The organism is Micromonospora phytophila (assembly GCF_023656545.1).
Lineage (GTDB): Bacteria > Actinomycetota > Actinomycetes > Mycobacteriales > Micromonosporaceae > Micromonospora > Micromonospora phytophila.
In genome coordinates this window covers 1-11,180 of the sequence record NZ_JAMOKF010000182.1, presented here as the reverse complement: position 1 = coordinate 11,180, position 11,180 = coordinate 1, and the positions used below count along the sequence as shown (strand labels likewise).

Sequence of the window (11,180 nt, the reverse complement as noted above, 5' to 3'; positions counted from 1 at the left end):
GCAGCAGCAGACGGACAAGTCCCGCCAAAGGCACAAGGGCCAGTCAGGCCAAGGGTCACACCTGCCACTGCCAGCAATCAGCTCACCACTACTGAGCCGACCCCGCCATGCTCACAGTCAGGCCAGGACGGCGAAGGCGCGGACGGGGAAGGTGCCCATCCCGGCCACCATCGGTGGGGCGGCGGTGAACCGGAAGCCGGTCGGCGGGAGGGCGTCGAGGCCGGTGAGGTGTTCCACGATCGGGATGCCGGCGGCGAGCAGTGCGCTGTGCGCCGGGCGCTCGCCCCGGGCCGCCGGGCCCATGTCGTCGATGTTGATCGAGTCGATGCCGACCAGGGCGGCACCCGCCTCCACCAGCGCCCGGGCTCCGTCACCGGTGAGATGGGGTGCCTCGGGTGCGCCGTACCGCTCGGTGTCGAAGTGTGCCGACCAGCCGGTGTGCAGCAGCACCGCGCGTCCGGCGACGTCGTACGGGGCCAGCAGCAGGCGGTCCACCGCGCGGGTGCCGGCCGGCACCCGGACCACCATGCCGGGCAGGTCGGCGAGGCGGTCCACCGGCGTGCCGGCGAGGTCGGCGCCGTCGGCGTAGCGGTGGGCGGGAGTGTCCAGGTACGTGCCGGTGTTCGCGATCATGTCGATCCGCCCCACCTGGAACTCGGTGCCCGGGGCGTAGTTCGCCCTGGACGCCTCCCGGGTCAACCACTCGCTGATCCGCGGGGCCGGCCAGCCGGGCAGGGTGGTCATTCCGTCGCGCACCACGTGGCTCAGCTCGACCAGTCGCCGCCCGGCCCCGGCGGTCGTACCGTCCGGCCCGTGACCGGCGTCGACGCCCCGGCCGCCCTTGTGCGGCTCCTCGATGATCGTCTTGTTCGTGATCCGGACCTCGGCCACCATCAGCAGCCCGAGGTGCCGGACGAGGAGCGTCGCCAACTCGTCGTCGCCGATCTCCCGGCCGGGAATGTCCAGCCGGAACCCCTCCGTCCGCAGTCCTCCACCGTTGGCGAAGGAGACCTCCGCGTCGAACTGCGCCCGCCACTGCCCACTCATCCCCCCACCCGACCACGCCCCACGGTCCCCGTCAAGATCAGCACCGCCACACCGGACCAGGTCAGCCCCGCACAACTTCACGGAAAGAGTGGCCTCCCACGTCCCGGAGGCCACTCTTTCCGTGAAACTGCGCGGATCTTGGAAGAGGGCGCGCGGGCGGCCGAGCGCGCGGGCGGGTGGCCGAGCGGCGGACGGGCGCGGCCGAGCGGCGGGAGCAGCGGGGCAAGGGCGCGTGGGCGGGGCAAGGGCGCGCGGCGGGAGCGGCGGGGTGAGGGCGCGTGGGAGGGCAAGGGGAGGGGGTCGGTGGGGCGGGGTGTGTGGGAAGCGGGTGGGCGTCGGTGGGCGGAGATAGGCTGGCAGACGTACACCCCCCGTCCGGACGGACGAGGGGCTTCTGTCGTGCGCCGCGCGCAGTGCTGACTCCCCTGGAAGTGATCACACATGCTCACCGGTCTGTTCTCCGCCGCCCTGGCCGACCCCGGGCTGGCCCGGGCGCGTGACCTGGCGCGCTCCGGTGCCGCGCAGGTCGACGGCCTCGACATCACCGGCCCGTCCGCGCTGCGCCCGTTCGCGGTCGCCGCGGTGGCGGCCGACCCGACCGACGGCGGCGCCGGCCGGTCGGTGCTCGCCGTGACGGCCACCACCCGGGAGGCCGACGACCTCGCCTCGGCGCTGCGCAGTCTGCTCACGCCGGAGCAGGTGGCGGTCTTCCCGTCCTGGGAGACGCTGCCGCACGAGCGCCTCTCGCCCCGCTCCGACACCGTCGGCCGGCGGCTGGCGGTGCTGCGCCGGCTGGCGCACCCCGCGTCGGCCGACGCGCACGGCAGCACCGGCCCGCTGCGGGTGGTGGTGGCGCCGGTCCGGTCGCTGCTGCAACCGCAGCTCAAGGGGCTGGGCGACCTGGAGCCGGTGCAGCTCGCCGCCGGTGAGGAGGCGGATCTGGAGCAGGTGGCCCGCCGCCTGACCGACATGGCGTACGCGCGGGTCGACCTGGTCACCAAGCGCGGGGAGTTCGCCGTGCGCGGCGGCATCCTCGACGTCTTCCCGCCCACCGACGAGCACCCGTCCCGGGTCGAGTTCTGGGGCGACGAGGTGGAGGAGATCCGCACCTTCGCCGTCGCCGACCAGCGGACCATCGAGCAGGTCGCCCAGCTGTGGGCGCCCCCGTGCCGGGAGCTGCTGCTCACCCCGGCGGTGCGGGAGCGGGCCGCCGCCCTCGCCCAGGAGCACCCGGAGCTGGCCGAGATCCTCGACAAGCTGGCCGAGGGCATCCCGGTGGAGGGGATGGAGTCGCTGGTCCCGGCGCTGCTCGGTGACGAGAGCCTGGAGCTGCTGCTGGACTGCATGCCCGCCGGCACCCACGTGCTCCTCTGCGACCCGGAGCGGATCCGCACCCGGGCGCACGACCTGGTGCGTACCTCCGAGGAGTTCCTCCAGGCCAGCTGGGCCGCGGCCGCCGTCGGCGGGCAGGCCCCGGTCGACCTCGGCGCCGCCGCCTTCAAGACCCTGGGCGACGTCCGCGCGGCGGCCCGCGCGCTGCGCCAGCCGTGGTGGACCCTCGCCCCGTTCGGCCTGGTCGAGGCGGACGCCGCCCCGGGCCGGCAGCCCTGGGAGGACGCACCCACCGAGGTCGACGTCGCCCCCGACGACGCGATCGCGGTGACCCTGGCCGCCCAGCCCGCCCCGCTCTACCACGGCGAGACCACCCGGGTGGTCGACGACCTGAAGCGCTGGGCCGGCGAGGGCTGGTCGATCGCCCTGGTCTTCGAGGGGCACGGCCCCGCCCAGCGGGCGGTCGAGGTGCTCCGCGACGCGGGCCTCGGCGCGCGGCTGGTCGAACAGGTGCCGGCCGCGCCCGCCCCCGGCGAGGTGCTGGTCGCCTGCGGCTGTCTGACCAGCGGCTTCGTCGACGAGGCGTCGCGTTTCGTGCTGCTCACCGGCAACGACGTCACCGGTGGTCGGGGCACCTCGACGCGGGACATGCGCAAGATGCCGAGCCGGCGGCGCAACACCATCGACCCGCTGGAGCTCAAGGCCGGCGACCACGTGGTGCACGAGCAGCACGGCATCGGCCGTTACGTGGAGCTGGTACAGCGCACCGTCAACGGCGCCTCCCGGGAATACCTGGTCATCGAGTACGCGGCGAGCAAGCGCGGCCAGCCCGGCGACCGGCTCTTCGTCCCCACCGACCAGCTGGACCAGCTCTCCCGCTACGTCGGCGGCGAGCAGCCCACGCTGCACAAGATGGGCGGCTCGGACTGGCAGAAGTCCAAGGCCCGGGCCCGCAAGGCGGTCAAGGAGATCGCCGCGCAGCTGATCCAGCTGTACGCGGCCCGCAAGGCGTCCAAGGGCCACTCGTTCGCACCCGACACCCCGTGGCAGCGGGAGTTGGAGGACGCCTTCCCCTGGCAGGAGACGCCGGACCAGCTCGCCGCCATCGAAGAGGTCAAGCGGGACATGGAGCAGACCGTCCCGATGGACCGGCTGATCTGCGGCGACGTCGGCTACGGCAAGACCGAGATCGCGGTGCGGGCGGCGTTCAAGGCGGTGCAGGACGGCAAGCAGGTGGCGGTGCTCGTGCCGACCACGCTGCTGGTGCAGCAGCACTACAACACCTTCGCCGAGCGGATGGGTCAGTTCCCGGTGACCATCCGGCAGCTGTCCCGCTTCCAGACGCCGAAGGAGAGCGAGCGAACGCTGGAGATGATCGCCGACGGCACCGTGGACATCGTCATCGGCACCCACCGGCTGCTGCAGACCGCGACCCGGTTCAAGTCTCTCGGCATGGTGGTGATCGACGAGGAGCAGCGCTTCGGCGTCGAGCACAAGGAGCACCTGAAGTCGCTGCGGGCCTCGGTCGACGTGCTGAGCATGTCGGCCACGCCGATCCCGCGGACGCTGGAGATGGCGATCACCGGCATCCGGGAGATGTCCACCATCGCCACCCCGCCGGAGGAGCGGCACCCGGTGCTGACCTTCGTCGGGGCGTACGACGACCGGCAGGTGGCCGCCTCGATCCACCGCGAGCTGCTCCGCGACGGGCAGGTCTTCTACCTGCACAACCGGGTCGAGTCGATCGACCGGGCGGCCCGGCGGATCCGCGAGCTGGTGCCGGAGGCGCGGGTGGCGGTGGCGCACGGCCAGATGGGCGAGGACGCGCTGGAGAAGGTGATGGTCGGCTTCTGGGAGAAGGAGTTCGACGTCCTGGTCTGCACCACGATCGTGGAGTCCGGCATCGACATCCCGAACGCCAACACCCTGATCGTGGAGCGGGCCGACCTGCTCGGCCTGGCCCAGCTGCACCAGATCCGGGGCCGGGTCGGCCGGGGCCGGGAGCGGGCGTACGCGTACTTCCTCTACCCTCCGGAGAAGCCGCTCACCGAGCACGCCCACGAGCGGTTGGCCACCATCGCCCAGCACACCGAGCTGGGCGCCGGCATGTACGTGGCGATGAAGGACCTGGAGATCCGGGGTGCCGGCAACCTGCTCGGCGGCGAGCAGTCCGGCCACATCGAGGGCGTCGGCTTCGACCTGTACGTCCGGATGGTCGGCGAGGCGGTGTCGGCGTTCAAGGGCGAGCGCACCGAGGAGGAGGCCGACGTCAAGATCGACCTCCCGATCGACGCGCACCTGCCGCACGACTACGTCGGGGTGGAGCGGCTGCGCCTGGAGATGTACCGCAAGCTGGCCGAGGCCCGCGACTCCGAGCGGCTGGGCGAGGTGGTTGCCGAGATGACCGACCGGTACGGCGAGCCGCCGGCCCCGGTGCAGAACCTGGTCGAGGTGGCCCGCTTCCGCCTGCTGGCCCGACGCTACGGCCTGACCGACGTGTCGATGCAGGGCAAGCACATCCGGTTCGGCCCGTTGCCGCTGCCGGACTCGAAGCAGCTTCGACTCAAGCGCTACCACCCGGATTCGGTCTACAAGTCGGCGACCGACCAGGTCAGCGTGCCTCGGCCGAGCACCCGGCGGGTCGGCGGCGAACCGCTGCGCGACCTGGCGTTGCTCCAGTGGTGCGCCCAGCTCCTCTCCGACGTCCTCGGCGACCCCGTCCCCGCCCAGCCGGCGACGGCGGGTGCCCGCTGACCCCGGTACCCGATGTCGATCATGAGGTTGTCGCCACGATCCGCCCCCGAGGCGGCGGGCGACACCTTCATGATCGACCGGGGCGAGTGGGGAGGTGGGGGGCGTCACAGGTTGCGGTGGGGCATGAGAGAGTGACGGTCATGCGTGCTCGCCGTCTCATCGCCGCCGCCAGCGTCGCGGCCCTCGGTGTCCTCTCCCTCGGTGCGTGCGGAAAGTCCGCGCCGGACGTCGCCGCGTACGTCGGTGACACCACCTACTCGATGAGCCGGGTGGACGCGATCTACTCCGACGCCCAGGAGACGTTCGGCGAGGCGGTGCGCAAGGAGGCCGCCCAGGCCGGCGCGAGCCCGTCGCCGGAGCAGCTGCGCTCCAAGGTGACCCGGCAGGACGTGGTGAACCTGCTGGTCAGCATCGAGCTGGGCAAGCGGGTGGCCGCGGCCAAGAAGCTCCAGGTGCCCGACCAGATCACCCCAGAGCAGCTCCAGCAGCAGCTCCAGATGCCGGCCACCGCCGAGTACGCGAAGCTCTGGGGCGAGTGGGCCGACATCTCCCAGGTCCTGGGCCAGCAGCTGCCGCCGGGTGAGCTGAGCGACGACGCGGTGATGGCCGTCTACCAGGCGCTGGCCAAGACCGGCCAGATCGACTCCGGGCTGGGGGTTGCCCAGGTCCGCGAGCTCTTCGGCGACGGCGGGTTCGTCCGCAGCGGCGCCGCGCTCAGCGCCGCCCTCCAGGACGAGGCCGAGCGCGTCGGCACCTCGGTCAACCCGCGCTTCCAGCCGCTGGGCGTGCCGTCGGTGGTCGGCAACGGGCAGTCCCTGATCTTCTACTCGCTGCCCTACATCGACGCCGACGGGCCGGTCACCGACATCTCCACCCCGGAGCCGCTGCCGTCGGTCGAGCCGACCGGCCCGGAGGCGACCGGGCCGGGCGAAAGCTGAGCATGTCGGCACGGATCGTCCTGCTGGTCACCTCGCCCCGGCTGCCGGCCGGGCTGCTGACCGCGGCCGCCTGGGATCTCGTACGCGAGCACCCGGTGCTGGCCGGGGCGGAGAGCGAGCTGACCACCGCGGTCCGCGCGGCGGGTGCCGAGATCACTGTGGTCGACGGCCCGGCGACGCAGGCGCTGCTCGACACGGTGGCGGCGCACGGCACCGCGGTCTGGCTGGCCGGTCCGGCCGGTGACGAGTCGCTCGCCCGGCAGCTGGGCCTGCGGCTGGCCCGCGAACCGGGCCTGGCCGAGATGGAGCTGATGTACGGCTCGTGGGACCCGCCGGGCGCCCGGCTGCTCGACGCGGTGGCGGTGCTGGATCGCCTGGTCTCCCCGGGCGGCGACCCGTGGAAGCGGGCGCAGACCCACCGCAGCCTCGCCGGTTTCCTGCTGGAGGAGTGCTACGAGGCGTACGACGCGATCAGTGCCGGCGACACCGACGCGCTGCGCGAGGAGTTGGGTGACGTGCTGCTGCAGGTGGTGCTGCACGCCCGGCTGGCCGAGGAGCTGCCCGAGGAGCAGCGGTGGAACGTCGACGACGTGGCCGGCGGCCTGGTCGACAAGATGGTCCGGCGCAACCCGCACGTCTTCGCCGACGCCGAGGCGGGCACCCTGGAGGAGATCACCGCCAGCTGGGAGCGGATCAAGCGGGCCGAGAAGGCCCGTGACTCGGTGCTGGACGGCATCGCGTTGAGCCAGCCCGCGCTCGCCCTGGCCGCCAAGATCCTGGAACGCGCCGGCCGGATCGGCCTCGCGGTGCCGCCGCCCCTGGCGGAGTCGCAGGTGGACGCCGAGGCCAGGCTCGGCGCGAGCCTCCTGGCCACGGTCGCGGCGGCCCGCGAGGCCGACCTCGACCCCGAGGCCGCCCTCCGCCGCACCACCCTGGCCTACGCCGAAGCCGTCCGCGCCGCCGAGCGCGAAACCCCCAGCCCCGATCAAAGTCGATCATGAGGTTGGCCGGGCGGATTGCCGGAATCACGCCCGCCAACCTCATGATCAACGCAAGGGGCGGGGGGCTGGCGCGGACATCGGTAGGGTCGGGGGATGGAAGCGTTTGTGCCGCTGGCTGAGCGGATCGTCGAGGCCCTGCTGGAGAGCCGGCCCGGGTTGGCCACCTCGGCAGGGGACCACCGGTACGACGACCGGCTGCCGGATCTTTCCGCGGACGCGGTGACGGCGGACCAGGGGATGCTGAAGGAGGCCGCGGACGCGCTCTCCGAGCTCGACCCGGACGCGCTCGACGTCGAGCAGCAGGTGGACCACGCCCTGCTCACCTCGTTCGTGGACCGGGCGCTGTTCGAGCTGACCGAGATCCGCGGCCACGAGTGGGATCCGCTGCGGCACAACCCGGGGCCGCTGCTGCACGCGCTGGTGGCCCGCCCGTACGCCCCGGTCGAGGTCCGGCTGGAGAGCTTGGCCGGCCGGCTGGCGGCCGTACCGGACGCGCTGGCGACCGCGCGCGCGACGCTGCGCGACATGCCGCGCGTCCACGCCGGGACGGCGGTGGGGCAGTTCACCGGCACGGCGGCGCTGATCCGCGACGAGGTGCCGGCGCTGCTCGCGCAGGCGCCCGCGTCGTACGACCGGGTCGAGCCGGCCGCGACGGCGGCCATCGCGGCGATCGAGGAGTTCGTCGCCTGGCTGCGCGCCGGCCTGGCCGCCGACGCCGACCCGGGGCGCGACCCGCGCCTGGGACGGCGGCGCTGGGAGGCGCGGCTCTGGCACACCCTTGACACCGAGCTGGGCGCCGCCGAGGTGCAGCGCCGGGCCTGGGCCAACCTGGACCGGGTCACCGAGGAGATCCGGGCGGCGGCCGTCGAGCTGGTCGGCGGTCCGGCCGACGACGCGACGGTACGCCGGGCGCTGGACCTGCTGGCCGCCGAGCACCCCGACGACCACACCATCGTGGAGCTGGCCTCGGTCACCCTGGACGAGGCCAGCGACTTCGTCCGCGCGCACGACCTGGTCACCATGGTCGAGGACCCGTGCGTGATCCAGGTGATGCCGCAGTTCGCCCGGGGCGTGGCGGTCGCCTACTGCGACTCGCCCGGCCCGTTGGAGACGGCCGACGTGCCGACTTTCTACTGCATCGCGCCGACCCCAGTCGACTGGCCGGCGCACCGGGTCGAGTCGTTCTACCGGGAGTACAACGACCACATGATCCGCAACCTGACGGTGCACGAGGCGATGCCGGGGCACTTCCTCCAGCTCGCCCACGCCCGCCGGTACGCGGGTGACACCCGGGTGCGGGCGCTGGCCCGCTCCGGCCCGTTCATCGAGGGCTGGGCGGTCTACGCGGAGGAGGTGATGGCGGGGCTGGGCTTTGGCGGCCTGCCGGTGCGCCTGCAGCAGCTCAAGATGCAGCTGCGGATGACCATCAACGCGCTGCTCGACCAGCTCGTGCACTGCGAGGAGCTGCCCGAGGCCGAGGCGATGGCGCTGATGACCGGGCGCGGCTTCCAGGAGGAGGGCGAGGCGGCCGGCAAGTGGCGTCGCGCGCTGCTCACCTCGACGCAGCTTTCGACGTACTTCGTCGGCTACAGCGAGGTGGCCGACATCGCCCGGTCCCGGCCCGCGGGGGTGTCGGTGCGGGACTGGCACGACGCGATGCTCGCCCACGACTGCCCGCCCCCGCGCCACCTGCGCACCCTGCTCGGCGTCTAGACCTAGACCGCGGGCCGCCACCTGCCGGGCCGCTCGTGCGCGGCGTCGGTCAGGAGTTGGCCTGGCGGCGGTCCACGACGCCGGCGTCGGGCGGCAGCTCGAACGCCGCGCTGTCGGCGGTCTCGCGGTAACTGGTCAAGGTCAGCTCGGCCGCCTTGCCGTCGACCTGCCCGGCGAAGCTGCCGAGCGCCCCCTCGGTGGTGACGCAGGCGGTGAAGTCCCCGGCGGACTGCTCGACGTCGACGCAGGTGGCGTGGCGGCCGGCGAGCGTCGTGTCGCTTTGCGTGATGACCGCCTCCGGGTCCAGCGCGGCGGTGGTGAGCAGACCCACCACGATCGGCGGGGTGACCAGGCCCCGCCGCTTGGCCTCGGTGAAGACGGCCACCGAGGGCTTGGCGTTGGGCGCGGGCGGGACCTCCACGGTGCAGACGGTGCGTCCGGCTGTCTCGCACCGGGTCGTCGCCTCGGGGGTGACGGTCAGCCTGCCGCCGGGCCAGATGTAGGCGGAGCGGGCCGGGTCCTGCGCCTGGGCGATGGTGGCCCGCTGCCCGCCGGCGAGCTGGTAGTCGGCGGAGTAGGTCAGCTCCAGCGCCCGGTCCAGCCGGGTGGCCATGTCGTTGACCAGGTCGGCCCGCCCCATGGCCCGGCCGGCGTCGTCCAGGGTCTGACAGCCGGTCACCGTCAGCGACGCGATGACCGACACGGCGAGCAGGCGGAAGGTGGTCGAGGCGGCGGGCATGGCGACCAGCGTGGCCGATCGGGTCAACCGCGCGCAAACCCGTTGCCGGTTGACGCCCGAGAATCCGGGAATGTCCGCATGGCGGGCCGTCGGTGGTTCGGGTTCGGGGTCGGGCCGTGCGCGACCGGACGTCCCGCGCCCGACCGCCGCCCGATACGCTGCGTTCAACACCTGCCTCAGCCGCACCGTCGCGGCCCATACCGGACCGGAACACACAAACGAGGAGCGACTCAGTGGCAACCATCGAGGGAATCGTCGCCCGGGAGATCCTGGACTCGCGGGGCAACCCGACGGTCGAGGTCGAGGTCGGGCTCGACGACGGCACGATCGCCCGCGCGGCGGTGCCCTCCGGCGCCTCCACGGGCGCCTTCGAGGCGATCGAGCTGCGCGACGGTGACGCCGACCGCTACCAGGGCAAGGGCGTCGAGAAGGCGGTCTCGAACATCGAGGACAAGATCGTCGACGAGCTCATCGGCTACGAGGCCAGCGAGCAGCGGCTGATCGACCAGAAGATGCTCGACATCGACGGCACCGACAGCAAGTCCGAGCTGGGCGCGAACGCCATCCTCGGTGTCTCGCTGGCGGTGGCGAAGGCGGCGGCCGGCAGTGCCGAGCTGAGCCTCTTCCGCTACCTGGGCGGCCCGAACGCGCACCTGCTGCCGGTGCCGATGATGAACATCCTCAACGGTGGCGCGCACGCGGACTCCAACGTCGACGTCCAGGAGTTCATGGTCGCGCCGATCGGCGCGCCCAGCTTCCGCGAGGCGCTGCGCTCCGGCGCGGAGGTCTACCACGCGCTGAAGTCGGTGCTGAAGAAGAAGGGCCTGGCGACCGGGCTCGGCGACGAGGGCGGCTTCGCCCCGAACCTGCCCACCAACGCCGCCGCCCTGGACCTGATCGCCGAGGCGGTCGAGAAGGCCGGCTACCGGCTCGGCACCGACATCGTCTTCGCGCTCGACGTGGCGGCGACCGAGTTCTTCGACAACGGCACCTACACCTTCGAGGGCGCCGCGAAGACCGCCGAGGAGATGAGCAACTACTACACCAAGCTCATCGGCGACTACCCGATCGTGTCGATCGAGGACCCGCTGTCGGAGGACGACTGGACCGGCTGGCAGACGCTGACCGCCTCCGTCGGCGACCGGATCCAGATCGTCGGCGACGACCTGTTCGTCACCAACCCGCAGCGCATCGCCCGCGGCATCGCCGAGAACGCGGCCAACGCCGTGCTGGTCAAGGTGAACCAGATCGGTTCGCTGACCGAGACCCTCGACGCGGTGGACCTCGCCCACCGGGCCGGCTTCAAGTGCATGATGAGCCACCGTTCCGGCGAGACCGAGGACACCACCATCGCCGACCTCGCGGTGGCCACCGGCTGCGGCCAGATCAAGACCGGCGCGCCGGCCCGCTCCGACCGGGTCGCCAAGTACAACCAGCTCCTGCGGATCGAGGAGGAGCTGGCCGACGCGGCGCGGTACGCCGGGGCGGGCGCGTTCCCGCGCTACCGTTCCGCCTGACGGACGCGAAACCTCGGGGGAGGGGTGTGACGATGCAGCAGCGCCGCACACCGGGCGGTCAGCGTCCCGCCCGTCGGCCGGGTCAGTCCGGCCGGCCGGGCGGGGCCCGGGGCGCCCGGGCGTCGGTCCGCGAGGGCGG

General features: G+C 73.0%; 7 protein-coding genes. 5 read left to right on the top strand and 2 right to left on the bottom strand.

The window, feature by feature from the left end; genetic code table 11:
* Positions 1-117: 117 nt before the first annotated feature.
* Positions 118-1,047 carry a cyclase family protein gene (locus NCC78_RS20150; protein WP_250796261.1) on the bottom strand — a complete coding sequence of 310 codons (930 nt, stop codon included), beginning with the start codon at positions 1,045-1,047 and terminating at the stop codon, positions 118-120.
* 441 nt (positions 1,048-1,488) lie between these two features.
* On the opposite strand from NCC78_RS20150, the gene mfd reads away from it, so the two are divergent.
* From mfd to NCC78_RS20130, 4 genes are all read left to right on the top strand, one after another.
* Entirely contained in the window at positions 1,489-5,133 is a 3,645-nt protein-coding gene (gene mfd / locus NCC78_RS20145) for a transcription-repair coupling factor (RefSeq protein WP_250796260.1), read from the top strand.
* A gap of 140 nt (positions 5,134-5,273) precedes the next feature.
* Positions 5,274-6,071, top strand: a complete 798-nt coding sequence (locus NCC78_RS20140; RefSeq protein ID WP_250796259.1) for a SurA N-terminal domain-containing protein — start codon at positions 5,274-5,276, stop codon at positions 6,069-6,071.
* A 2-nt stretch (positions 6,072-6,073) separates the two neighbouring features.
* Positions 6,074-7,072, top strand: a complete 999-nt coding sequence (locus NCC78_RS20135) for a nucleoside triphosphate pyrophosphohydrolase (RefSeq protein WP_250796257.1) — start codon at positions 6,074-6,076, stop codon at positions 7,070-7,072.
* Between the two features lie 93 nt (positions 7,073-7,165).
* A complete protein-coding gene (locus NCC78_RS20130; RefSeq protein WP_250796256.1) occupies positions 7,166-8,785 on the top strand; it encodes a DUF885 domain-containing protein in 1,620 nt (539 codons plus the stop codon).
* A 49-nt stretch (positions 8,786-8,834) separates the two neighbouring features.
* Here the strand turns inward: NCC78_RS20130 and NCC78_RS20125 are convergent, their stop codons facing one another.
* Positions 8,835-9,524: a hypothetical protein gene (locus NCC78_RS20125; protein WP_250796255.1), complete on the bottom strand. Its 690-nt coding sequence runs from the start codon at positions 9,522-9,524 to the stop codon at positions 8,835-8,837.
* A 233-nt stretch (positions 9,525-9,757) separates the two neighbouring features.
* Here NCC78_RS20125 and eno point away from each other — a divergent pair, with 233 nt between their 5' ends.
* Positions 9,758-11,041, top strand: coding sequence for a phosphopyruvate hydratase (eno, locus tag NCC78_RS20120; protein ID WP_250796254.1), 1,284 nt, complete (start codon positions 9,758-9,760; stop codon positions 11,039-11,041).
* Positions 11,042-11,180 lie beyond the last annotated feature (139 nt).